The 24,470-nt window shown below is 53.3% G+C and carries 24 protein-coding genes and 4 pseudogenes; 15 read left to right on the top strand and 13 right to left on the bottom strand.

From position 1 onward, the window contains the following. Positions 1-44 precede the first annotated feature (44 nt). Positions 45-410: a hypothetical protein gene (locus K0F75_RS25025; protein WP_219064647.1), complete on the bottom strand. Its 366-nt coding sequence runs from the start codon at positions 408-410 to the stop codon at positions 45-47. A 252-nt stretch (positions 411-662) separates the two neighbouring features. Between K0F75_RS25025 and K0F75_RS25020 the strand changes: the two genes are divergently transcribed. Next, positions 663-1,493, top strand: coding sequence for an AraC family transcriptional regulator (locus K0F75_RS25020; protein ID WP_219064646.1), 831 nt, complete (start codon positions 663-665; stop codon positions 1,491-1,493). Positions 1,494-1,499: 6 nt separating this feature from the next. On the opposite strand, the gene K0F75_RS25015 is transcribed toward K0F75_RS25020, so the two are convergent. Continuing rightward, on the bottom strand, positions 1,500-2,087 hold the full coding sequence (locus tag K0F75_RS25015; protein WP_219064645.1) for a LysE family translocator: 588 nt from the start codon (positions 2,085-2,087) through the stop codon (positions 1,500-1,502). Between the two features lie 455 nt (positions 2,088-2,542). Between K0F75_RS25015 and K0F75_RS25010 the strand changes: the two genes are divergently transcribed. After that, positions 2,543-3,862, top strand: coding sequence for a PAS domain-containing methyl-accepting chemotaxis protein (locus K0F75_RS25010; RefSeq protein WP_219064644.1), 1,320 nt, complete (start codon positions 2,543-2,545; stop codon positions 3,860-3,862). 51 nt (positions 3,863-3,913) lie between these two features. On the opposite strand, the gene K0F75_RS25005 is transcribed toward K0F75_RS25010, so the two are convergent. From K0F75_RS25005 to K0F75_RS24995, 3 genes are all read right to left on the bottom strand, one after another. Further along, a complete protein-coding gene (locus tag K0F75_RS25005; protein WP_219064643.1) occupies positions 3,914-4,351 on the bottom strand; it encodes a nucleoside deaminase in 438 nt (145 codons plus the stop codon). Positions 4,352-4,438: 87 nt separating this feature from the next. Next, a complete protein-coding gene (locus K0F75_RS25000) occupies positions 4,439-4,942 on the bottom strand; it encodes a hypothetical protein (protein WP_219064642.1) in 504 nt (167 codons plus the stop codon). Beyond that, positions 4,939-5,496 carry a GNAT family N-acetyltransferase gene (locus tag K0F75_RS24995; RefSeq protein WP_219064641.1) on the bottom strand — a complete coding sequence of 186 codons (558 nt, stop codon included), beginning with the start codon at positions 5,494-5,496 and terminating at the stop codon, positions 4,939-4,941. Before K0F75_RS24995 ends, K0F75_RS25000 begins: the two co-directional genes overlap by 4 nt. A gap of 473 nt (positions 5,497-5,969) precedes the next feature. Here K0F75_RS24995 and K0F75_RS24990 point away from each other — a divergent pair, with 473 nt between their 5' ends. Both K0F75_RS24990 and K0F75_RS24985 read left to right on the top strand, forming a co-directional pair. After that, entirely contained in the window at positions 5,970-6,389 is a 420-nt protein-coding gene (locus tag K0F75_RS24990; protein WP_219064640.1) for a GNAT family N-acetyltransferase, read from the top strand. Between the two features lie 109 nt (positions 6,390-6,498). Continuing rightward, a complete protein-coding gene (locus K0F75_RS24985) occupies positions 6,499-7,368 on the top strand; it encodes a class I SAM-dependent methyltransferase (protein WP_219064639.1) in 870 nt (289 codons plus the stop codon). Between the two features lie 20 nt (positions 7,369-7,388). Here K0F75_RS24985 and def read toward each other — a convergent pair whose 3' ends face one another. The 3 genes from def to K0F75_RS24970 form a co-directional block, all read right to left on the bottom strand. Continuing rightward, positions 7,389-7,928: a peptide deformylase gene (def, locus tag K0F75_RS24980; protein WP_219064638.1), complete on the bottom strand. Its 540-nt coding sequence runs from the start codon at positions 7,926-7,928 to the stop codon at positions 7,389-7,391. 47 nt (positions 7,929-7,975) lie between these two features. Continuing rightward, complete coding sequence (locus K0F75_RS24975; RefSeq protein WP_219064637.1) at positions 7,976-8,938, bottom strand: YihY/virulence factor BrkB family protein; 963 nt, start codon at positions 8,936-8,938, stop codon at positions 7,976-7,978. 246 nt (positions 8,939-9,184) lie between these two features. After that, entirely contained in the window at positions 9,185-9,376 is a 192-nt protein-coding gene (locus tag K0F75_RS24970) for a CsbD family protein (RefSeq protein ID WP_219064636.1), read from the bottom strand. Between the two features lie 257 nt (positions 9,377-9,633). Here K0F75_RS24970 and K0F75_RS24965 point away from each other — a divergent pair, with 257 nt between their 5' ends. Beyond that, positions 9,634-10,014, top strand: coding sequence for a hypothetical protein (locus K0F75_RS24965; RefSeq protein ID WP_219064635.1), 381 nt, complete (start codon positions 9,634-9,636; stop codon positions 10,012-10,014). A 50-nt stretch (positions 10,015-10,064) separates the two neighbouring features. On the opposite strand, the gene K0F75_RS24960 is transcribed toward K0F75_RS24965, so the two are convergent. Both K0F75_RS24960 and K0F75_RS24955 read right to left on the bottom strand, forming a co-directional pair. Then, positions 10,065-10,466, bottom strand: coding sequence for a DUF2177 family protein (locus tag K0F75_RS24960; protein ID WP_219064634.1), 402 nt, complete (start codon positions 10,464-10,466; stop codon positions 10,065-10,067). Between the two features lie 120 nt (positions 10,467-10,586). Continuing rightward, positions 10,587-11,423 carry a S1 RNA-binding domain-containing protein gene (locus K0F75_RS24955; protein WP_219064633.1) on the bottom strand — a complete coding sequence of 279 codons (837 nt, stop codon included), beginning with the start codon at positions 11,421-11,423 and terminating at the stop codon, positions 10,587-10,589. Between the two features lie 361 nt (positions 11,424-11,784). Here K0F75_RS24955 and K0F75_RS24950 point away from each other — a divergent pair, with 361 nt between their 5' ends. The 3 genes from K0F75_RS24950 to K0F75_RS24940 all read left to right on the top strand — a co-directional run bounded on the left by K0F75_RS24950 (position 11,785) and on the right by K0F75_RS24940 (position 13,544). Continuing rightward, positions 11,785-11,973 carry a hypothetical protein gene (locus tag K0F75_RS24950; protein ID WP_219064632.1) on the top strand — a complete coding sequence of 63 codons (189 nt, stop codon included), beginning with the start codon at positions 11,785-11,787 and terminating at the stop codon, positions 11,971-11,973. A gap of 183 nt (positions 11,974-12,156) precedes the next feature. Further along, a complete protein-coding gene (locus tag K0F75_RS24945; protein WP_219064631.1) occupies positions 12,157-12,654 on the top strand; it encodes a hypothetical protein in 498 nt (165 codons plus the stop codon). A 164-nt stretch (positions 12,655-12,818) separates the two neighbouring features. Then, positions 12,819-13,544 carry a TorF family putative porin gene (locus tag K0F75_RS24940; RefSeq protein WP_219064630.1) on the top strand — a complete coding sequence of 242 codons (726 nt, stop codon included), beginning with the start codon at positions 12,819-12,821 and terminating at the stop codon, positions 13,542-13,544. A gap of 56 nt (positions 13,545-13,600) precedes the next feature. Here K0F75_RS24940 and K0F75_RS24935 read toward each other — a convergent pair whose 3' ends face one another. Further along, positions 13,601-13,993 (bottom strand): transcriptional regulator, encoded by a 393-nt coding sequence (locus K0F75_RS24935; protein WP_219064629.1) that lies wholly within the window; start codon positions 13,991-13,993, stop codon positions 13,601-13,603. 167 nt (positions 13,994-14,160) lie between these two features. On the opposite strand from K0F75_RS24935, the pseudogene K0F75_RS24930 reads away from it, so the two are divergent. Then, positions 14,161-14,422 (top strand): annotated as a pseudogene (locus K0F75_RS24930) (hypothetical protein). Between the two features lie 65 nt (positions 14,423-14,487). Here the strand turns inward: K0F75_RS24930 and K0F75_RS24925 are convergent. Further along, positions 14,488-15,834: a DEAD/DEAH box helicase gene (locus K0F75_RS24925; RefSeq protein ID WP_219064628.1), complete on the bottom strand. Its 1,347-nt coding sequence runs from the start codon at positions 15,832-15,834 to the stop codon at positions 14,488-14,490. A 201-nt stretch (positions 15,835-16,035) separates the two neighbouring features. Here K0F75_RS24925 and K0F75_RS24920 point away from each other — a divergent pair. From K0F75_RS24920 to K0F75_RS26390, 6 genes and pseudogenes are all read left to right on the top strand, one after another. Continuing rightward, positions 16,036-16,740, top strand: a pseudogene (locus K0F75_RS24920) (mechanosensitive ion channel domain-containing protein); the annotation flags it as partial. Positions 16,741-16,985: 245 nt separating this feature from the next. Then, positions 16,986-17,478: pseudogene (locus K0F75_RS24915) on the top strand (DDE-type integrase/transposase/recombinase); the annotation flags it as partial. A gap of 453 nt (positions 17,479-17,931) precedes the next feature. After that, complete coding sequence (locus K0F75_RS24910; RefSeq protein WP_219064627.1) at positions 17,932-19,359, top strand: site-specific integrase; 1,428 nt, start codon at positions 17,932-17,934, stop codon at positions 19,357-19,359. Between the two features lie 2 nt (positions 19,360-19,361). Further along, positions 19,362-21,269, top strand: a complete 1,908-nt coding sequence (locus K0F75_RS24905; RefSeq protein ID WP_219064626.1) for a hypothetical protein — start codon at positions 19,362-19,364, stop codon at positions 21,267-21,269. Beyond that, positions 21,266-23,272 (top strand): hypothetical protein, encoded by a 2,007-nt coding sequence (locus K0F75_RS24900; RefSeq protein ID WP_219064625.1) that lies wholly within the window; start codon positions 21,266-21,268, stop codon positions 23,270-23,272. The genes K0F75_RS24905 and K0F75_RS24900 overlap by 4 nt, the downstream gene beginning before the upstream one ends. A 269-nt stretch (positions 23,273-23,541) precedes the next feature. After that, positions 23,542-23,757: pseudogene (locus tag K0F75_RS26390) on the top strand (mechanosensitive ion channel family protein); the annotation flags it as partial. Positions 23,758-23,837: 80 nt separating this feature from the next. On the opposite strand, the gene K0F75_RS24890 reads toward K0F75_RS26390, so the two are convergent. Further along, the gene (locus K0F75_RS24890; RefSeq protein ID WP_219064624.1) at positions 23,838-24,440 is read right to left on the bottom strand and encodes an FMN-dependent NADH-azoreductase; all 603 of its coding nucleotides are present in this window, start codon (positions 24,438-24,440) and stop codon (positions 23,838-23,840) included. Positions 24,441-24,470 lie beyond the last annotated feature (30 nt).

Raw genomic sequence — 24,470 nt, 5'->3', positions numbered from 1 at the left:
GCTGACGCAGAGTGTCGCGATCAATGTTTTCCGCGGTGTGCGGTTCAATTCAGGTCCCCGCGCTGGATTTTCTTCACGCCCCCGGAGGGTTGCTGGCGGGTCGGGTAACCATTGCCAATGCCGCCGTTCTCCAGGGTCGGAGGTCGCGGGTTGGGGACGGTGTTCGGCCCGCGCACCGGAGGAGTACTGGATTCTGTGCCTTGCCGACTATTGGGATTGGCGCGACGGATGGGGCTGTTGTAGGGGTTATTGTTGCTGTTGTCGAGCATGCCCGGTGAACTGGCACCCGCGAGCATGAGGTCACGATCCGTAGGCATTGAAGCGCTTTGGGAGTGGGCCATGCTGGCCATTCCCATCCCCAGAAACCCACCCAACGTCAGTGTTGCAATACTCCGCACTAGACTATTCATCGCTTACCTTCTGTTCGAAACGGTCACGACACAGGTGTTTGATGACCGTTGCGTCTCTAAGGTTCGCCCTCAAGCTGCAAACAGATCAACCTGTACGGGAATCAGTGTGTAACAAAAATAGTCTGCGCCAATGGACAGCTCACATTCCAGTGGCAAAGCGTTTCTGCCACGCGCCGAGCTGACTGAATGCGGTTACAGTGATCGGCACGGATTATGATTCTGTCAGCCCGAGGTGAAGGAGCGGTGGCCATAATGGAAAAAGCAGCCGAACAAGAGGCCATAGGTCCGCAGTTCTGGCGTGATGAACACCTGCCATTCATCGAAGCCCGGTCGATTCAGGATGGGCGGCAGATCTGCTATGACCGACACGCCCACGAAACTTTTTCCATCGGCGCGGTTACAGGCGGGCACAGCACCTACCTGAACGGACGCTCGCAGGAACGCATCGGAGCCGGTGTGGTAGTGCTCATGAACCCGGACGATGTTCATGCCTGCAATCCACTGGATGATCATCCGTGGTCTTATCGAATGATGTACGTGGATGTTGCCTGGCTGACGCGCCTTCAGCATGAACTGGGTTTTAGCGAAAATCAGGACTTCAGAGCGTTTTCGGCGATCATGAGCACGGAGCCCGCGCTGTATAGGGCGCTCAATCGCCTGTACGCGGTGCTCACCGACACCCAAACCGATACGTTGCATAAGCACACTGCCGCTATCGAGTTTTTCACCCATGTACAGCAGACGCTCAACCCCGCTCCGGCCTTGACCAAAGATGCCAACTTAAAACTCAAACGTGCCGCGGACTTCATCAGCGAGCACTGCACGCGATCATTGAGCCTGGAAGAGATCTGCGCGTCGGCTGATTTGTCGGCGTCCTACCTGATCCGCGCGTTCAAGCAGCACTACGGCATGACACCCCATGCGTACCTGATTAACCGCCGCCTGCAATTCGGCCGCGCACAGCTCAAGCGGGGTCATCGGATTGCGGATGTTGCCCTTGAGGCGGGCTTTGCAGATCAGGCGCATTTTCAGCGGGCATTCAAGCGCTTCCATGCCGCCACGCCACGCCAGTACCGAGGCTGACGGGCGTCAAGCGACCAGCAGATACACGGCGCTGCCAGCCAACAACAATGCCATCGCACGATTAAACACGCGAACCCGCGCCGGCACCTGTAAATAACTGCGCAGGCAGGTGCCCGCATAAGCCCAGCAGGCAATCGAGCCGTAGCAAACCACGAAGTACACCCCCGCAAATTGCCAGATCAACAGGTCTGCGCCATTGGCCGCATACGCGCCCATGCCTGCCAGCGATGCCAGCCACGCCTTGGGGTTGAGCCACTGCATCGCGGCCCCGTATAAAAATGACGGACCTTTGACCTGCTTCCCGGCGCTCAACGTGCCGTTATCGACCGCCAGCTTGTACGCCAGGAACAACAGGAAAGCCACGCCCGCCCACTGGATGACCCGGGTCAGGAGCGGCCAATGGTTCGCCAATTCATGCAACCCTAACCCGATCATCAACAGCAACACCGTGAAGCCCACCGTCGCACCACTCACATGCGGCAGACTGGCACGAAAGCCAAACTGCGCGCCGGAGCTCAAGGCCACGATGTTCACTGGCCCCGGCGAAATCGAAGACGCCAACGCGAACGCGGCCATGGAAATAAGCATGCTCATTGAGTACCTTCATTTTTTTGCGGCGTTTGAGAGATAGCCAAACGAAGGTAAAGGCTGAGTGGTCTCACTTATTGAACAAAATAACCCTGTGCCGGGACCAATACGGCAGGTGAGCGCGGATCTATCAGCGAAAACACACTCTTTCGGATAGTCACAACACTCGTTTGCATATATTTATTTATCTGCCTATGCTCTGAACAATGCTGACACGGACTGACGCAATAGCCTTATACACAGTTGATGCAGTTGTTTAGGACACGTACAGCATTGACCGCCAAATCAGCGCTCTGACAGCGTTCTCGTTATGCCATATACCGCCTTTTAAGTACCCTCTAAAAATACCTGCTGCCCCTTCAATTCAGGCCAACAACGGGCCATTTGATACGTCACAACACAATAAACAGGTGATTTTAATATCACCTTATTAAGCGACTATTACCTTGGGTGACAGCAACATGTTCAATTCTCAACGGAAAGCGGATAAAGCCGAGCTTGAAATATCCACTGCCGCGTTAGACAGCGCAAACGCCAAAATGGCCGCCATTAGCCGTTCCATGGCCATGATCGAGTTTTCGCCGGACGGCATCATCATCGATGCCAATGAGAATTTCTGTAAAACCATGGGCTATCGCGCCGAGGAAATTCGCGGCAAACATCACCGTATTTTCTGCGAAAAAGAATTTTACAGCAGCGAAACCTACGCCAAAATGTGGCGTGAACTCGGGCGTGGCGAGCCTCTTAGCGAAACGTTTCTACGCCTGGACAAGACAGGTCGTGAGGTCTGGCTGGAGGCCAGCTACATGCCCGTCATCGGCGCCAATAAACACGTCACAAGCGTGATAAAAGTGGCTTCCGATGTCAGCGCGGCCATGCACAAAGAACGGCAAAATCAGAGCATGATCAATGCGATCAGCCGTTCCATGGCGATGATCGAGTTTACGCCAGACGGTAAAATAATTACCGCCAATGAAAACTTCCTGAACAGCATGCATTATCAACTTAATGAAGTTGTCGGGCAGCACCACAGTCTCTTTTGCAAACGCGAGGAAACTGATTCCCCTGGGTATAAAGCATTTTGGGCGTCATTAAACCGAGGGGAATTTCATTCCCATCGATTCGAGCGGGTGGATAAACAGGGGCGCACGGTTTTCCTCGAAGCGTCTTATAACCCGTTGTTCGACGCCAAGGGCCGTCTTTATAAAGTGGTCAAGTTTGCCAGCGATATTACCGCGCAAGTCAGCGTGCAGCAGTCGGCGGCAAAAACAGCTCACGACACGTCCGTGCAAACCGACGCCTGCGCGCAAAAAGGTTCGGCGGTCGTGCAACAGACCGTACAGGTCATCGAGGAAATCTCCAGCGACTTGAGCGAAGCCGCACGCAGCCTCGATGCGGTCAACACCCAATCGGAAATCATCGGCAGCATCGTCCAGACCATCCGCGGCATTGCTGATCAGACCAACCTGTTGGCGCTCAACGCCGCCATCGAAGCCGCTCGCGCAGGGGAACATGGCCGAGGCTTCGCCGTGGTCGCCGATGAAGTCCGGAGCCTGGCGGCGCGTACCAGCAAGGCCACACTGGAGATTGTCGATGTGGTGCGGCAAAACAATGAACTGGCCCGTAACGCAGTGACCAGCATGCAATCCAGCTTGAGCCGGACCGGCGTCGGCGTCGAATTGGCCAACGAAGCCGGGGCGGTCATTCTGGAGATTCAGCAAGGCGCACGGCATGTGGTCGACGCTATCAGTCAGTTCAACTCGACCCTGCAACTGAAGTGATCGACAGCCTGCCCTCTCGCCAAGGGCACGCCGGTTCAATGCATGGCAGGCTTACTCGCCGATGTCTTCGTTCCACAGCTCAGGCTTGCTGGCGATAAAGCCGCGCATCAACTCGATGCAGGTGTGATCCTGGACCACGTCGACCTCCACGCCCCTGGAGCGCAACAGTGCTTCCTCCCCCATGAACGTCTGATTTTCGCCCACCACGATTTTTTGAATGCCATACAGCAGGATCGCGCCGCTGCACATCGCACACGGCGACAACGTGGTGTAAAGCACTGACTCCTTATACGTACGCGCCGGCAAACGACCCGCGTTTTCGAACGCGTCCATCTCGCCGTGCTTGATCGCACTGCCCTCCTGCACTCGCCGATTGTGCCCACGGCCAATGATCTGCCCCTTGTGCACAATCACCGAACCAATCGGAATCCCGCCCTCGGCCAACCCCAGTTGAGCCTCTTCAATCGCCGCCTGCATGAATGGGTCCATGATTTCCCCTGCTATTGAACAGATAAAAAGAAAAGGTCCGACCACCACGGCTCACCGACAGTTTGCCTGCGCATGATGGCCTGAACGTTAATGACTGACAGTGTCCTGTGCATCAAGCAGTGCTTTGGAGACGAAGGTGTTAAGCAATTCGTCAGACTTTGCTTTCATGCTCATCCCGACATCCTTCTGTTTGGCGCGGAATTTATTGGCCAGTACAGAGGGGGGGCTTCCTTCATTCAGCTCGCGCAATTCTTCAGGGGTGAAGGACTCCGCATAAGCAGCGGCCATGTTGCTGTTCCACTGTTCCTGATAACGCGGCTGAAGATGCTGTAACGCATCCTGGACCGTGGTTTGCGCCTGGGTCTTGCCCACCTTTTGCACGAGGGTTGCAAAGGTCACAGTGCGCGAGGCGACCTGATAACCGAGCCAGGCCAGGCTGTCACCCAAGTGGCGCTGCTGAACGAATACCAAGGCGGCGTCATTGCCCTGCACAGCCAGCGCGCTGCGCGGACCGCCCAGCAACACAAGGACCAGTAACCCAAGGATCACATTGCATGCCGTCTGCGGAAACGATGTGCGGTATTTCGTCATGTCGCCCTCTTGGCAACAGCACTGGGTGAGCTCCAGTCCGGCAGCGTCATCCGATAGATTTTGACCCCGCGCCGATGGTATTGGCTGTGGATGAACGTGTTGAAGCCTAGCTTCTCAATCACATTCACCGACGCGATATTTTCCGGCTCGACAATCGCGATCACCGAATCAATGCTCAGCGTTTCGAACGCGTAAGTCAGAGTGGCCATGGCCGCCTCAGTCGCCAAACCTCTGCCCCAGAAAGCACGGCCCAGCCGATAGCCGATTTCCACTTCCTCGGCACCTTCCACGGGTTCGGCATTCAGACCGCAGAACCCGACAAACGCCGACGAACACTTCTCGACCACCGCCCACGGACCGAAGTCATTGGCCTGATATGAAAAGATGCACCCGGCCACGAACTCACGCGTCGCTTTCTCGCTCAACACGCCCCTGACCGAATGCCGCATAACCTGTGCGTCACCCAAAATCAACGCGAGCGCGGGCACATCCTCGGCCGTCAACTCGCGGATAATCAGCCTGTCGGTTTCTAAATGCAGTCCTGTCCTGCCCATTTGTGCCTCGTTGTCGCACGCATGGGTTGGATTTACGCACATCATCCAGCCCTTGTGCGAGCGCTTCGCACCGAGTCACCATGAGCCGGGTGCGACGCGACCTAATGGCTGAGCGTCTGGTTGAGGACATCGACGGGGAAATCGACTCTCGGGAAGAGTCGCACATAAAAACGGAGCCTGAGAAGGCTCCGTAGGGTTGGATCAATGACCAAAAGCACCGGCATCGGATTTTTTGGCTTTTTTATCAGCGCGTTTTTCATCGAGGGTTTTAGCCGGTTTCTTCTTCGCGGCTTTCTTTGATTCCATGCCTTTGCTCATGATGCGCTCTCCACTGTGAGTGATCTGGCCTCAGTTATACACCTAATCGGTTGCCACACTGGTACCGATTGCCGCGCGCTATGATGCGCTGCCCGTAAGGCCGTCTTTATAGAGTAGGCCTTCTTTGATTTGCTGCCGCCGCGCTATCGAGCCTCATGTCCGCCACTCAGTTCTACGTGCTGTCCGAGCTGTCCAGACCGCTGCTGGACAAGTTCTATCGAGCACACAAGTCACCGATGCGTGCGGGTAAAGACGCGCAACTGTGGGTGGCGAAACAGGCTGAAATCATCGGTGCAATGTGCCTGACGCCGGTCGCCAATGGGCATTGGTTGACCGGATTGTTTGTCGCCCCCTTATTGCGTGGCCAAGCCATTGCCAGTCGCTTGCTCGGCGAGGCCCTGACGCACACTCATGGACCGGTCTGGTTGTTTTGCCATCCGGATTTGTTGGGCTTTTATCAGCGCGCAGGGTTCGAAGCGGTGTCGGTCTTGCCAGAACCGTTGTCGGATCGGTTCGAACGCTACACGCGCACCAAAGCCCTGATAGCGATGACCCGATCAGACCTCTGCCCATAGAACCTTTAGTTCAGTGGCGTGCGCAAAATGTGTGGTTGCGAGGGTAAATCTGCGTGGTAGCCTCCGAACTGAAGGGGCTCGAGTCGGGCCTGGACAACAAGGACTGGTAATGAAACGTCAGCTTATCGCTTGCTCCCTCGCCACCCTGCTCGGGACCGCTCTGGTCCAGGCCGCCGAAAAGCCTGCAACCACACACCCTGTAACGCCGCCGGCCCTTGCTTCCACCGTCACGGCAGAGCAGTTTTCCAGGGTGTTATCGGGAGCATGGCGATCACCGGAAAATCGCGCGAGGGATCAATACCGTCATCCGCAACAAACCCTGCAATTCTTCGGTTTACGCCCCAATCAGACCCTGATTGAAATTACCCCCGGCAACGGCTGGTACAGCGAGCTACTGGCGCCGTTGCTCAAGGACGAAGGTCATTACATTGCAGCTGTACAGACACCCGCCAGCGGCGATTATTACCGCAAGGCCGCCGACAGCCTGAAACAGAAGTTTGCCGCCGATCCGGCGCGCTACGGCAAGGCGCAGATCATTGAGTACGACCCGCAAGCACCGATCTTCGGCAAACCGGCGTCTGCGGACACCGTGCTAACGTTCCGTAATGTGCATAACTGGGTCATGGCTGACGACGCGCCAGCAATGTTCAAGGCGTTTTACCAGGTACTGAAACCAGGTGGCACCTTGGGTGTGGTCGATCATCGGGCCAAAGAAGGGGCCTCACTGGAGGCTATCAAACAGAGTGGCTATCTGCCCATTGCGTATGTGGTCAAGCTGGCCACCGACGCCGGGTTCACCCTGGCGGACGAAAGCGAAATCAACGCCAACCCCGTGGATACCAAGGACTATCCGCAAGGGGTATGGACCTTGCCACCGTCCTTGAGATTGGGGGAGCAGGACCGGGCCAGGTACCTGGCGATTGGCGAGTCGGACCGAATGACTCTGCGCTTCATCAAGCCGGTCCAGATCGCCCACTAAACATTCGCCGCCCCGCAGACTCACTCGTCAGCGTCGGGGTCCATGTCAGGAAACAGCACTTCAGTGTAACCAAACTTACTGAAGTCGCTGATCCGCGAGGGGTACAACCGGCCGATCAGGTGATCGCATTCATGCTGCACCACTCGGGCATGAAAGCCATGAGCAATGCGCTGAATCGGGTTGCCGTCCGGGTCGAAGCCTTCGTAACGAATATGCTCGTAACGCTCCACCGCGCCGCGTAAACCCGGTACTGACAGACACCCTTCCCAGTCCTCTTCCAGGAATGGGCTGAGGGGTGTGATCAACGGATTGAGCAGAATGGTTTGCGGCACGGCATCCGCTTCAGGGTAACGCTCGCTGTGCTCGAAACCGAAGATCACCAATTGCAGATCGATACCAATTTGCGGTGCCGCCAGACCGACCCCGCCGACGCTGTCCATGGTCTCGAACATGTCTGCAATAAGGGCTTCAAGTTCGGGCGTACCGAACAGGGCTTCAGGTACCGGGGGCGCGATTCGCAGCAAGCGCTCGTCGCCCATTTTCAGAATTTCTCGAATCATAAAAAGCCTTATAGGTCAGCCAAGGGCACAATCGTGCCACATCATGCTCAGGATTCGTCAGCCTTCACAGGCATGGGGATGGAGTGATCACGCCCGAGCCCGGAGACGTGATGTTTGTCATCAAGCTGATTGCTACCGCTCTTGAATACTTTGTCCCCCGGATTCTTGCCCTCGGTGGACATGTGTTCGATCACCGCATTCATTTCCGCACCGAGCAACAGTACCGCCGCCGAAATATAGAAATACAGCAGCAGCACAATGATCGCGCCGATGCTGCCGTACATGGCATTGTAATCGGCAAATGTTTTTACGTAATAACCGAAGCCCAGTGAAGCAACGATCCAAACCACCACGGCCAGGACCGAACCGGGAGTAATGAAGCGAAACTTCTGCTCCACATCCGGCATGACGTAGTAAATCAATGCCACCGCCACCATCAACAACATAATGATCAAGGGCCAACGCAGGACGGTCCACAAGGTGACGATAAAGTCTTCCATGCCGATCTGCCCGGCCAGCCAGTTCATCACTTGCGGTCCGGTGACCATGAACGCCGCAGCGGCCAGCAACATCCCGGCAATGCCCACGGTGTAGAGAATCGACAGAGGGAAACGCTTCCAGATTGGCCGCCCTTCCACCACATCGTAGGCAGCATTCATGGCGCTCATCATCAAGCGCACACCCGCTGAAGCGGTCCATAACGCGATAACGATACCGACCGACAGCAACCCGCCCTTGGATTGCTGCAACTGATCAATCACTGGATTGACCTGCTCAAGCGCCTGTGGCGGCAACACCAGTTCCGACTGCAGGCGCAGCCAGGAAAAAAAGTCCGGCAGGTGCAGAAAGCCGATCAGGGCGATGAGAAACAACAGAAACGGAAAAAGCGAAAACAGCATTTGGTACGCCAATGCCGACGCATAGGTCGACATTTCGTCATTAATGAATTCGTTGACGGTATGCACCATCACCTTACCCAATGGAAGCTGGCGCAACTCCGGAAAAATCATCGTATCTCCTTACCCTACAACTCAAGCCGACTTCGTTGATCGATAGGTGGGCGCTTCAACTGCTCAGCCTGTCTGTCCACAGGCAGGCGTTCTACCTTAAGGTAGCCCAATTGGCGATGCTAAAGAGGTCTCAATCCTTTCCCGGTTATTCGGCCCGTTACTCACGCCCTGTAAACAGCATGACCAGATAGAACAACGGCCATCAAAAGATGACCGTTGTGATTCACTTCAAACCCGCTTACACACTCAGATTTTATCGATACCCTTTTTCACCGCATCCTTTGCTTTGCCTACGGCTTCCTGGGTTTTACCTTTGATTTCCTGGGCCTTGCCTTCAGACCTGAGTTTCGAGTTGTCAGTGGCTTTGCCAATGCCTTGCTTGACGTTACCCACTGCTTCGTTGGTCATGCCTTTGATTTTATCGCCAGTACTGCTCATGGTGTTTCTCCAGAGTAGGAAAATAAGCGTCATAACCTCGACATAAGGATTGACCCACCTTCGTCGCGCAGAGTTTCAAATATTTTCCCGGTCGGTCTTTCCGTTCGTCGCAGACTCAATCCTCTAAAACCCGGCGATTTCACCGGGTAATGCAGGTTTAACTTTAAGTTTGCGCAACAACCCCCGAGAATGCGCGACGCAGTCAGGCTGTGGTGGCCAAGGCCACCGCGCTGTACACACAGATCCACAGGAACGTTATGAAACTCGATAAAAAGCTGGCCATCGCTCGTAGGAACCAGGAACTCGGCGGTGCCGTGCTCGGTGTCAACAACACTCATTTCACGGTGCTGAACACCAACAAGAACATCTGGTGGTTTGACCTGCCCATGAGCCGCCTGAAGATCGGTCAATACGAGTGGGTGCACTTGCTACTGCACACGCCAAGCACCGATGAACTGCTGCATTTGAAAGTGCCAACGGTGTATCTGCGCGATCATATGGAAGGTCTGGTGGTCCGCAACAAGGACAAACGCAACGCGAGCCTCAGCCTGGAACTGAGCGCCGACAAGGACTCGTTCCTCAAGGATGTTCGCCCAGCGGGTGCCAATGTGCCGTTCGCGTCATTCGTGCAGAAATAGGCTTCCTGCCAAAGCAGATAGGCTGTCCTGGGGACATCACATCCCCAGGCTCACGCAAACCTGCGCGTCCACAGGAAACTTCCTGCCCCCGCCAGGCCCGACACCACGGTGCCCCACGCCAGATCAACCAGCGCCATTTGCGTCGGCCAGCCTTGCAGCGTCGCCCAGTTGGTCAAGTCATACGTACCGTAGGCAATCAACCCGAGCAACGCGCTACGTCCTGCTGCCTGCGCCAGCCTCCCCCGCCGCAGGCCCGGCATGACGCCGAACACCACGATCCCCACGCCATACAGCATGTAGAAGGTCACGGCCGGCCCCCACAACGGTTGCTTCAGCATTAACGGCCCTAGCCATGCCTGGTAGGTAGGCCCCATCAACAGGCCAAGCCAGATCCCGTCGCACACAACGAACACCAGAAGGGCGCTGATATAGGCCGTGAGGTATTTTCCCATGAGACATCCCTGTGAGATTGAGCCGGCTGCGTGGGCTTTTTCCTTAAACGGGCCGCGGATCGAACGCACTGCGGGGCCACACCCTGGCCTGTCGGCACTGCGTTCGGAAAGACCGAGCCTTCAGACCAGCTCGATGCGGTCCGCGTGAATCACGATCTGGCCCTGCTTGTACAGCGCACCAATCGCTTTTTTGAAGTTACCTTTGCTGACCCCGAACAAGCCGCTGATCACTTGCGGATCGCTCTTGTCGCTGACCGGCAACACGCCGTTGTTTTCCCGCAACTTGGTGAGGATCTTCGAGTTCAGACTGCTGGCCGCTTCCTCACCCACAGGCTGCAGGCTCAGGCTGATATTGCCGTCGGCGCGAATTTCTTTGATGAAGCCTTTCTCTTCTTTGCCCGGGCGCAAGAATTTGAACACTTCGTTCTTGTGAATCAGGCCCCAATGCTTGTTGTTGATAATGGCCTTGAAGCCCATGTCCGTCGCTTCAGCCACCAGCAAATTGACTTCCTGTCCGACCTTATAATCGGCAGGCGTCTTATCCAGGTAGCGATCCAGCCGGGCGGTGGCGGTGATCCGGCGCGTGTGTTTGTCCAGATAAACGTGGACCACGCAATAATCGCCGGCCTGCAACGAATGCTTTTCTTCGGAGTAAGGCAGCAACAGATCCTTGGACAGGCCCCAATCAAGGAAAATACCAATGCTGTTCACTTCAAGGACTTTCAAGCTGGCGAACTCACCGACCTGGACCTTTGGTTTCTCAGTGGTGGCAATCAGCTTGTCGTCACTGTCCAGGTAAACGAAGACATTGAGCCAGTCCTCATCTTCACTGGGAATATCTTTCGGGATATAGCGATTGGGCAGCAAAATTTCGCCGTCCTGAGCGCCGTCCAGATACAAACCAAAGTTAGTGTGTTTTACCACTTGCAAGCTGTTGTAGCGCCCGACTAAAGCCATTTCCAAATACCCTCATTGCGTGGGCGGCATTCTACCCGAGTTTGCCATTGTGTTCGCGGCTCCCGCCGACGAGGCGCGAGACCGATCAGAAAGGCTATAAAAATCAAAGATTTGCTCATGACGCTGAGCGCCCAGCCGCTCCGCTCGTCAGATCAATAGAGGCCCTGGCCCCCAGCGCTATTCCAGAAGAATCCGCGCCTGAAATAACTTCTCAGTTAAAACAGTCAGTTGCGACCCAATACCGTGACGGCCTGTCCGGCAGGAGAGGCCCAACCCCTATGCGTTTCAGGGCTATATTTACCAAGCAATTGTCAAGCATTTCATATACAATTGCTGGCCGTATTGAATTTTACATAGGTTAATGGAAGCCATGCGCGTAAAAGCATCCAACTCGAAACCAAAGGCAGCTCCGGCCGTTGAGACCAGCGACTCGATCAATGCACAGATTGCTACGTTCCTGAAATCTGGCGGTCAGATTCAGGAGATTGCTAAAGGCGTCAGCGGCCAGACTTTCGGCCCGTCCAAGCAAATCACCCTCGGCAAGAAGTAATACCCCCGCCCCAATTGTCGATCTCTATGCGCTTTGTTTTTCAAGGCGCTAGGGCTATCGATCCTTCGTTGCATGATCTTTTTCTCGAGCGTTACCTGGCCCTTTGACACAGCTACGTTGCACAGCCGTAGCGGGACAGGCAGGATGATGACTTGACGGTCAGTTCCTTTCGCGGAATCCACAATGAACAAATGGATGTTTTTCTGCGCACTGCTTTGCCTGGGTGGTTGTGCATCACATCGTTGCGACACCTCAACCCGCTACGACGAACCGTCCGGCGACGCCCTCTGTCGCTCAACGCATCTGCTCTATCAGAACGACATGCTCCAGGCCAAGCTGATGATCAGCGCAGGCGGTAGCGACAATATCGAACTGGCCAAGGCATTGCTTGAGCGTGCTGCCAGTCAGGACAGAAGCGGTGAAGCCGAGTTTTATCAGGCTGTCCTGTTGATACGTGCGAACAGCGATAACGCTGAAGCCATTGACCTGCTCGAACTGGCAGCCAAGCGTAATCATCCACTGGCAATCGCCCTGCTCGCCCAGCAACTGGCCAGCAGCGACGCCAAAAAAGCCGAACAGTACCGCGCCAACTATGCCGACCTGGATGTCGCCAAGAGCGGTTACCCGTCGTTCGAGCAAGCCCTCCATGTCGCCAACGGCTTGATCACTCCGGTGCTCTAACCCCCTCGGCAATTCGACCGGATCGACGAACGGTCCGCACCTCCCACATTTCACCGGTATCCTTGCAAGGCTCTATTTCGCGGGTTCTGCGTGATCCTGCGCGCAAATCCAGAGGCGCGCCAACGTCACCCCTGACACTCCGTCGCCTTCTTCAGGAGTGAAGCATGTCCACGTACACCTATCGAGCGCTGGCGCTCAGTGCCTTGCTGGTCTGCCAGTCGGCCTCCGCGCAACTGCTGGAGCGCGACCTCGGCGACTTCGACCTCAAGCTCGGTAGCACACCGGCACGTAGCATGGCGCAAGGTTTGGTGCAGCCTACGGGTGTCGGTTCGTTCCATGGCGGGCTGGACCTGACCCACGACAGTGGCTGGTACGCGGGGCAATGGTCACCCAGCGTGGGCGCCACCTCCAGCGCTGCCCTGGAAGTCGATTCGTACCTGGGCTTCAAGAAACCCTTCGACAAAACCCTGGGCTATGAACTGGGGATGATCCGCTACACTTACCCGGACGCCAGCCAGACCGACAGCCACCAGTTCTACGCTGGGCTGACCGTGCTGGGCAGCCGCTTTGGCGCCGCACTCAGCAACGACCCCGGGAACCGCAACAGCACCTTGTTCGTTGACTTGGGCACGCTTCAGCCACTGGGTCTTGGCCTCCGGGTGCAGTACGCCAATCACCAGTTCGATACACCGCAAATGATCAGCGACGGCAGTGCGGTGAGCGCCTTCAATGACTGGTCGCTGAATGTCTCGCGCCCCTGGTTTGGGGTCGACCTCAACCTGACTTACAGCGACTCAAGCCTGAGCGGCAACAGTTGCAGTGCTTACACGGGGCATAACGCCCAGTGCGAAGGGATGTTCACCCTCAAGGCCGTGCGCTCGTTTTTCTGAGGGCGCGGCCGGGACACGTCGTGTTGCCTGCTAATGGCTCAGCGCGCCCTACTCATTCAAGCAATCTGAGCCTTGGCAGCGACTTGATCAAAGGTGTCGGGGTCCAACGCATCGGCCTGTTCGTCGAGTATCTGGCGCGGATGCTCACTGCCCGGAATGCTGCTATCAAGTAGCGCCAACAAGCTCGCGCCGCGCGGGGTCAGGACAAAATTTTCGCCATTGCCACCTTGCTCTTCAGGACGAGTCTCGATAAATCCGCGCTTGAGCAGCAACGCTTCATAGTCCGCAGCCAACGTTTTGAGATGATCCAGATTGCCGGTGGGCTCGCCATCAGCCGCCTGAGCAGCCGCCTGGTCTTCAGCGTAAGCACGCGGGGCAAAACTTTTGTCTGCGCTATTCTGCACTTCGTGAAGCAGGCGTTCGATAAGGTCCCAGTTGTATTGCGTCATGATCCAACCTCCAGCCAGCATGGGTAATGTCCGTGGCCTCCCGCCATCGGGATTGGCACTCATAGGTTGTGACAGGTTCTCGCAGTGGTCGTTCAGCGTCCGTCAGGCGCAGAACTTTTGCCGGGCCCCACCCTCAGTAAAGTAAGCCCATCGCAAAGAGACAGACCATGAAAACCCTGCTGAGCATCACCACCGCCCTGACCTTACTGACCGCCATGTACCCCGGAAGAAGCCACGGCCAAGCGTGAGCAACTGGCCCAGGAAGTACAGAAAATCACCCAGAAAAATCCGATGAGGGCCAAGGAGATAAATCAGGAGATTAAAGACATGAACCTGGACACCGCCAGCAAGGACTTGCCAGACAAATGCCAGTTGATCGATCAGCGAATCAAGGATCTGGACCGCGCCGCGCAGAAGGCAGATGGCTGAACTGTCGCGCAAAAAAAAGCCCAGCGTCACGGGGGACGCCAGGCTTTTTTTGAATCGCTTACGGCTTATTCAGCAGCAGGCGCTTCTGGCTTGCGTTTTTTCAACGGAGCCTTGCCGTCTGCACTGACCAACGACAACGCGTCGGTTTTTGGCCGATTGGTTATCTTGCGTTTGGTCGGCGCCTTGGCGCTGCCTTTCTTGTCGGTTTTCTTGTCGCCGGTCTTTTTCTTCTTCACGCCGACAGCCTTGCCCGACGCCTTGACCTTTTTCGGCCCGCCGTAGGTGCCTTTGACTTCCTTGATCACACGACGCTCGAAGCTCTGCTTCAAATAGCGCTCGACGCTGGACATCAAGTTCCAGTCGCCATGGCAGATCAACGAAATTGCCAGGCCTTCGCCACCGGCACGGCCAGTACGGCCAATACGGTGGACGTAGTCATCGCCGCTGCGTGGCATATCGAAGTTGATCACCATGTCCAGACCTTCAACGTCCAGACCACGGGCCGCCACATCAGTGGCTACCAGGATCTTCACGCCGCCCTGCTTCAGACGGTCGATGGCCAGCTTGCGATCTTTCTGGTCCTTGTCGCCGTGCAGAACAAATGCCTTGTACTCCAGCGCGACTAAACGACCATAAAGACGGTCGGCCATGGCGCGGGTGTTGGTGAAGATAATAGCTTTTTGATACGTCTCGTTGGCCAGCAGCCAATGGACGATCTTCTCTTTATGGCTGTTGTGGTCGGCAGTGATGATCTGCTGACGCGTACCCGCAGCCAGCTCACTCACGCTGTTGACTTGCAGGTGCTGTGGATCCGTCAGGATCTTGCTGATCATTTCGCGCAGGCCGGCACCGCCGGTGGTTGCCGAGAACAGCAGGGTTTGCTCGCGATTCTTGCACTCGCCGGCCAGACGTTCGACGTCTTCGGCAAAGCCCATGTCGAGCATGCGGTCGGCTTCATCAAGCACCAGCACTTCGACCTGCGACAGGTCCAGGTTACCGGCATTGAGTTGCTCCAGCAGGCGCCCAGGGGTGCCGATCAGGATGTCCGGAACCTTGCGCAACATGGCGGCCTGGACCTTGAAGTCCTCACCGCCAGTGATCAGGCCGGATTTGATGAACGTGAACTGGGAGAACCGCTCGACTTCCTTGAGGGTCTGCTGCGCCAGTTCGCGGGTCGGCAGCAGAATCACTGCGCGAATGTCGACGCGAACCTTGGACGGGCCCATCAGGCGATTGAGGATTGGCAGCACGAAAGCCGCAGTTTTGCCGCTGCCGGTTTGGGCAGTCACCCGCAGGTCATGCCCTTCCAGCGCCAGCGGGATGGCTGCTGCTTGCACAGGCGTAGGCTCGACAAATTTAAGCTCGGCCACGGCTTTAAGCAGGCGTTCGTGCAGGGCGAATTGGGAAAACACGGGTGCTACCTCGACGAAAAACAAAAAAACAGTCGCATAGCCTAACGGTTTCGAGCGCCGAGGCCGAGTTTCTTTACGACATAAGGGCTATTTCTTTAGTAAAAGGTGAGTTTTTTGTTACTCGATTTGCACACGACGGACGATTAGGGGGCAGGAATGTTCTAATTGCTGACCCTAATGACAGGACTATCACTCGCATCCATGGACATTCAAACGGTATGGCTACGCACCCAGGAACTCTGGGGCATGCTCGATCAACACCCTGCATTACACGCTGGTTTGGGGTTGGTGCTGCTGTTGGTTGTCGCGCTGACGTTGGGCCGAGTAGCGCGTTTCGTCATCCTGCACATGGCCAAATTGCTGGGCCGACAACCGGCCATGCACTGGGTTGTCGATTTACTGCACAACAAGCTTTTTCACCGGTTAGCGCAGATGGTGCCTTCTCTGGTCATCCAGTTCGGGCTGAACCTGGTGCCGGAACTGAGCAAGACCAGCAACCACTTCCTCGGGAATGTGGCGCTGGCGTTCACCATCCTGTTCCAGGTGCTGGCTCTGGGCGCCCTGCTGAATGCTCTGCTGGATATCTACGCCCGCACCGCTCACGCCCGCACCCGCTCGATCAAAGGCTACGTACAACTGGCGAAGATGATTCTGTACATCTTTGGCGCAATCATTATCGTCGCGACCCTGATAGACCGGTCGCCGCTGCTGCTGTTGTCGGGCCTGGGCGCAATGTCGGCAGTGATTCTGTTGGTCTACAAAGACACCCTGCTGTCATTCGTCGCCAGCGTGCAGTTGACCAGCAACGACATGCTGCGGGTCGGCGACTGGATCGAAATGCCGCAAGTCGGTGCCGACGGTGACGTGGTAGACATCACTCTGCACACGGTCAAAGTGCAGAATTACGTGTGACCTTTGCCCAAAACACGCATCGTGTGACCTCACAACGAAAATGGACAGCCGAGGAGTGCGATACCTAGGAATCTACCACCCTGTTCTCCCAATCCCACTTCGAGTCCAGCTCCTCCATGGACACCGACGTCAACACAACGCTCGATTCGCAATTACCCCCTATTCCTAACCGCTTGACGATCCCCGCCTACCCTCCCTTCAATCTCCCCCTCTGTGTATATGTAGACATCTGGTCTTAAGGGAAATGGCATTACCTGGCTGTCGTTCTGGATCTTTCGTGGGCCGAATTGTGGGCTTGGGCGCTGCCCAACAAGCCAGATGCCGAGGTGGTGATCAAGGTGTTGGACAGGGCTTATGTTTAGCGTGACAGGCCTCAAGGACTGCTGTTTCACGCGGATCAGGCCGCGCAATATGTCAGTCGCCAGTTTCGCCAACGGTTCAGGCGTTACCGAATGAATGCGTCAAAGCGTGAGTCGTCGTGGAGACTGTTGGGATAATGTGCCGATGGTGCGCGTATTTCGCAGCTTGAAAACTGAATGGATACCGACCGTGGGCCATATGACGGCACAAGAAGCGCACCGAAACATCAGTCATTACCTGATGTATCGATACAACTGGATTCGACCGCACCAATTCTACAATGGGCTGGCCCCAGCTCAGGCCGAGCAAAAACTGAGCGTCGTGTCGGAATTAGTTGACCACTACAATAGACCCTTTCGTCACCGGGCCTGATTGTGCGGGCGTTGACAGATCCTATTCTAATTCAGAACGAAACATGCAAGCTTGAGACGCCGTCGATTCCGAAATACGTCAGTTTTCACCGCCGCAAACCAAAATCAATATATGACAAACCCGTCAACTCTCATTACTCCGGGATCCCTGTATTCCTTGTAATTTAATAACCAAACTCGAAAATAAATAAGTAATTTCGTGGGAAAAATCCGCACCCACCAAAAAAAGTCGCCCATCAATATATGATAAAAACAACTACCACTCGTCGGGACGGCGCGACAGCGGCTGGTGAGTTGAATACTATGGACACAACTAACGGACAAAGGGGCCAATAAAAAAGACCGAGACCCACCCACTTTCAATTCTTGCTCTCCACTAACACAAGTTGTATTTCAAGACAGCTGATGAAAACCAGCCGAGAAATCCTTTTTGCCAAATTTTGGAAAAGTGCTAATGCTTTTGAAGCCCCCTGCTGCCACTGAAAAAGTTAGCCAGAGCGATAACACAAATATCGCAACAGTATTCAGAGCACAAAAACTGTTCAACGTTGACCTATTCAAACGTTGCGACGAGTCTGAGGCGCGAGGCTGGGTTCAACCGAGTGAGCATGGCGGAACTCTTTATCCTGTGACTTGCATTGATCATACGGTTCAAGTTCTACGATCCCAGCCTGTCATTCTTAGTCCTGATGGCTCGATATGGAAGGAGGGAACACTTTTCCTGTTGCGCCTGGCTCTTGATGATGATTCAAAAGACCCAGAAACCCTGCTAGCCATGGCGGGACATCTGGCAGACTTCATGAGCACGCTAGCTAGTGAAGGCCGGCACTTTCTGGACTTTAGCGGGTATCGCTTCGAGCGACCAACTTACATCTACAAAGAGAAATTCAATCTACCAACAAAAAAGCTTTTGATCTCCGAAGCAACTGCAAACGCAAAAATACGGACAATGATAACGTTCTATAAGGACTTGATGGAGAATAGAAACTTCACTCCTGAACAGCCCCCATGGAAAACCAAGAAGTCCACGATACAGTATGAAGATGCTTTTGGATACGAACGCACAAAGTACATTACGCACACGGATTTGACTTTCCCTGCGACCCGACCCAACTCCACGGGCGAGTACATTATTGACGGTGGAAAGCTGATACCGCTCAGCAAGAAAGAACAGCTGGCACTACTCGAAGCCTTATTAAAAACCGGGCATCCCGAAATGCTCTTGATCTTCACGATTGCCTTGGTGACAGGGATGCGCATTCAAACCATATTAACGCTTCGAATTTCATCAATTCAACCAGGCGAATCTAATAGCTTCGATCTTGTACCAGTGCGCGCGGGGAGAGGTTCGCTGGTTGACGCGAAGCACGACAAACCTCAGACCATAATGATGCCCAAATGGTTACACCATAAGTTGAGAATTTATATCAATTCCGATCGCTATTTACAGCGAGCAGCACTAGCCCCTGAGCAACCTGAGGGCGCGCAGTATTTATTTTTGAGCAAGACTGGCACCCCTTACTATGTTGCGAAAAGCGATAGAGGCAGGTTTGAAAGCAACGAAAAAGGCTCATATGTACGTAGCTTCATTTCAAAATACTTGAAACCTCTAATGCAAGAGCTGGAGTGTGACGTGGACTTTAGTTTTCACGACCTTCGTGCAACCTTTGGGATGAATTTGGTAGAGGAACGACGCGAAATGCTTAACCGAGGGCAGATCAATTATTTGCAATTGATTGATTATGTACGCAAGCGCATGAATCACAGCAACTCAAAAACAACCCAAGGATACCTCAACTTCGAGCAAAATAAGGATATTATTTACCAAGCAGATAAGGAGTACCAACAGCACATCATAGACATGTGCAACTGCGAGATTTAAACATGCGCGACCTAGATAATATTTCAATCATTGATTTGCATATCGATACACAACAGCCAAAAAAATATGGTGTGCGTACCTCGGTTTACCTCCAGGCCCTATTGAAGTCCAATATTCTAGAGAACATCGTAGTGCGCTCAGCGCATCGAAAACACCATGACGTTGGTGCCTGGTGCTTTACAGGTAAAAAAAGCGTGCGCTTGCCAAAAACTGTGGAGGTTTCACTCCATAGACCAGAGCGGGCGCAGCCTATACAAAATTTGGTAAGTGAAGTAATTACCATGGCGTGTTCAGATAAGACTGCTGCCGGAGCCGGTTCAAAACTTGCTGACTTTGCGTTGATTGTCAACTTTTGCAACAACAGTGATCTCATAGGCTTCCTTGAGTCACCTGAAAGCTATCAGTGTGCATTACAAGAATTCACTACATATCTCAAAGAAAGCAACCGAAAGGAAGTTACACAAGCGAAACTTCAATCGGTAGCGATAGAGTGTGGCTCGTACCTTTTTCCGAAATCAAAAATTGATTTTAGTGCAGGCATCGAACGAATTCAGTCCATCGCGGATAAAACTTCGTCCACAAAGCCGCCACCAGAGGCTCCGGTCAAGCGGTTTGTCAATGTTTTCACAAGTGTGTTCAATGAACTGGCTGATTTCACTCTAAGAAAACATCTTTTTCCGCATATTATAAAGATCGACAACGAACTGGCAGTTCTTACTACGGAAGCCTATCCATTCCTTACCCATAGCGTGGTAACGAACAAAGTTCGCGGTGGGCACATAAGCCGATACATGGACTACAAAACCGGAAAGTGCAAGCTTTGGTCTGAAGTCTACGAAGAGATTCCCAATGCAAATTATAAATACCATCAATCCTTTGCTTATAAATCTGCTAACCGTCTCGCGGAGGGAAACTCTGATCCTTACTGCCAAAGAATGGTTCGACTGCACAAGTTAGCGCATGACAGCTTCGTAGCACTTTTCGCGCTCAATAGCGGGGAGAATGAGTCAACCATCATATCCACTCCTTGGAATGGCGTTTACGAGATTTCGAAGGGGAACATAGGTACACGTATTATCAGCATCAAGCAGAGAGGCGGAGTGCAGCCCATTACCTTTACCGTGGCTGCGCCATTCGTCAAGCATTTCAAAAAATTCATTGAACTACGCAAGCACATTCTTAATGGGCAACAATTCGAAAAATTATTTATAGGATTCGATTACCGAACGATCTCCGAGTTCCGTCAACTTGATGAAAATTTGCTGAAAAATCTTTGCGTGCAGATGCAAGCTATGGTTGACCCAGCATTTCCGATGTTGAGCTATAAAAAGCTTAGAGCGTATAAAGATTCATGGCTGGTAAAAAACTACAATCAAGATACTGCAGCTGCTCTTTTACATCATTCAAATAATACTCAGCGAGTAAGCTACACAAACATTGAAGAAAAAGAGGCCATAGACCGAATAGTTCAGGCCGTTGGAAAAATAGTCAAAATGCTCGATAGTGCAGAGGGCGTCAGAGTCCCATCAGGTTTATGCAGCGGCGCAAAACCAACAAGCGCAGTTTTGATTCCGCCAGGCTATGAACCAGACTGCAAAAACAGTCGAGGATGCCTTTTTTGCAATGAATTCCGCGTGACAACTGAGCCTGAGAGTATTCACAAACTTTACAGCATGGAATATGTCATCAAGAAATTCCTAGGAACCTGTAACGATCTTGATCATTTCAACCTTATACATCGGCCTGCGCTAGAAATCATCGAAAAAATTTTGAACAGAATTCACGAACTTAAGCCAACAGCTATAGCTGACTCGGAAATCATCCGGAAGCGAGTTTATGAAATGCGAGAACTCACGGAATACTGGACGAAATACCTTGAACGCTTTATTAAAATTGGAGCCATTCGATGAGACCAACAAAAGACACCGCAATGGCCAACCCACGATTTCCAATTATGAGGGACGAAGCCCCATTACTGACGAAACCGAAAGTTGCCAAACCTCAGGTTTATTATGGGATGTCTTTCGACAATATATCTAAAGACTTGATCCTATCGATAGATGAGCACGGACAGCCTCTGTCTAAGCTAAGTGATCTTATTTGGAAAATGACCCAGTTCAAACTTGTCATCACCGACAACATTACATATTCTTTTGCTGGATTGAAGTGCAATAAACATACAAATAGTGAAAACATCCTTCTTGTTCAGATTTTTTTTCTGATGCGTATGTTCTCTAACAAAGGAGCTACCAAGACACTTCGTGCAAGTAGCCAGTTTGGTGGGCTTTACTCACTATTATACCTATGCAGATATGCAGATGATCATGACATTCTGATCCGCGATCTTGTACACAGACCGGATCTATTCAAACCTATGCTGGAAAGCATGGCCCATGCGCGCGCGAGTGTTTTGTGGCAAATTATAAGGATATTCAATATCACCAAGTGCCCAAACCACTGGTTTTTGATACCAAACGCTTTCATGAAGGCGCTGAAAAATGTTTACAGGGGTAGGTCGCATAAGAGTACAAAACAACACCCAGTAATCCCACCTCGAATTTTGAACTTACGCTGGAGTCACTATCATGAAGTTCTAGAAGACTTCAAACAGCACCGCACCCAGCTGACTGAGTTTCTCCAAAGAGCAGCGAGCAATCGCCTCTACGCAAGAGGCTCACATTCTCAGTACATGCTCAAGATGAGCAATGAGGTTAGCCAAGATGCGGCAGGCGAGCCTGACTTCGATGAAGCCGCCAGAATGCATGGCCTCGATCATTTATTCCGGAAATATAAAATTCTGGATGTCTCGCTCACCCCATACTTTTTGGGGATGGTGCAATATTGCGCTAAGGCTTTAGTTCATATTTTGACGTTTATGCGCAGCGGCGAGGCATTATTGCTTGAGCATGAATGCCTTGAAATGGCGACCGGCTGGTGCGAAGAAGGTGTTTATGTAGTTGGCATTTCAACCAAGGCGACAGGGAGAGCCGTTGACACCAGATGGATCACAACTGAGCATATTCAGACTCCTCTTCAGACCCTTGTTGAAATCTATGAGATCATTCACCCTTACTTGCCAAACGAGCACAAAGGCATAAAAAATTTTTTTATTGCCCCGTCTCATATTCCAATTACAAAACAAAAGGAGCCGGTCTTATTCAACAAATGTATTTCTCTTAAATATGAAACTCGCTTACCTCCGATTCCCATCGAAGAAAAAGATCTTTTCTGCCTAGAGCTAATCGACCCTAGCCGTGACTGGCGCTCCGAAAAGAAATTTCAGATCGGTAAACCTTGGAGTTTCACTACACATCAGTTTCGTCGCACTATGACAGTCTACTGCGCCGAAGACGATCTTATGGGCATAGGCCCCCTCAAAAGGGTGCTAGGTCATTTGTCAGTAAAAACCTCAGAGCACTACCAAAAAGGGTGTTCAGCCGGGCTCATGAAAATGAGCGAGTGGTCACCTGAAATGGTAGCTGAATTCAAAGAAGCTGCTCTTGATGCGAGCAACGCTATTTATATCAGAGATATACTCTACTCCGAAGAAAAGCTGCACGGAGTTGAAGGTCGGAGGATTCAAAACGACAAAGATAAACAAGCGATCGTCCTAGAGGAAACTATTGATCAACTGCTTGTCCGAAAGAAGAAGGGATTGATTGCTTGTACAACGACGCCTGTGGGGTTGTGCCTTTCGATTCTGCCATGCGAGAAGCGAGCACATGCCGATTTCTCTACTTGTGATGGATGCAATGAGTCAGTAATAAAACTTAGCAAGCTCGAATACGTAATTGAAGTACTGCGCTTGGATCTAGAAACGCTTGACCCCGGATCTTTTGAATATCGTATGGATGCACAAAACCTCCAGGACTTGGAAAAAATGCGCGACCGCTTGGTTGCGAAAGCGAGCTGATTAAACATTTCGAGCGTGATATGACAAACAACAAAATGACTAAAGACGGCGGTACCCGTTCAGACAGCGTTTTTCAGTATTTCGAGGCGTTGCAGCGGCTGGTGGAAGGAAGACCTTCCCGCGTTCCGATTGGAACAGCAATCACCCTCAATGCTGTTGCTTTAGAGGCGGGAAAAAGTGCCGGGAGTATCAAAAAACAACGCCCCGTCTATGGCGAGCTTATCAAGGAGGTAATGCGACTTGCCGCCGAACAGAAGCTGCGTGCTCAGCCGGACATGACGTGCATGGTCCGGCAGATGCAGGCCACCGCACAGGGCATCCCCCTGGAAATCTACTGCTTCACCCGGACCACCGCCTGGGCCGACTACGAGCGGATTCAGGGCGACATCTTCGATTACTTGCTGGCGGTGATGCCGGAGTTTGGCCTAAGCCTGTATCAGCAGCCCAGCGGTATGGATTTTCGGGCCGGATGGACAGGCAAATAAAAGCCCGATCACCACAAGGATGATCGGGCAGTACACCCAAGGAGCAAAAGGTGCCAAGGGAAGTCGGTGGAGCGCAGGGATCAGGCGACCTGCGCGAGTTTTGCTTTGGCCTGATTCAGGCCTTTCTCGAGGAAATCACCGCCCATGTTCAGGCCTTCGGCGTGAATGAACGTGACATCGTGGATGCCGACAAAACCGAGCACCTGACGCAGGTAGGGTTCCTGATGATCAAGGCTGCTGCCTGCGTAAATACCGCCGCGAGCAGTCAATACGTAGGCACGTTTGCCGGTGAGCAGCCCCTGCGGACCTGTCTCGCCGTATTTAAAGGTCACGCCGGCACGCAAAACATGGTCGAGCCAGGCTTTGAGGGTGCTGGGGATCGCAAAGTTGTACATGGGCGCAGCCAGCACCAACACATCAGATGCGACCAGTTCATCCGTCAGTTGATTAGAGCGCTCAAGGGCCTGTTGCTCGATTTCATTGCGTTGCTCGGCCGCTTTCATCCAGCCTCCGAGCAAGGTTGAATCCAGATGCGGCACAGGGTTGATCGCCAGGTCACGCACGGTTATCTCATCCGCCGGATGCGCAGCCTGCCATTGGCTGATGAATTGCTGGGTCAATTGGCGTGAGACCGAGTCTTGCTGGTCGCGGTAGGGACGGCAGTTACCTGCCGCCCCCCGCACAGATCCGTACGTGCGGAACTACCGCATACG

Source organism: Pseudomonas sp. UMAB-08, from assembly GCF_900095225.1.
Taxonomy (GTDB): domain Bacteria; phylum Pseudomonadota; class Gammaproteobacteria; order Pseudomonadales; family Pseudomonadaceae; genus Aquipseudomonas.
The sequence above is the reverse complement of the archived record's forward strand: the minus strand, read 5'-3'. Positions and strand labels throughout refer to the sequence as shown.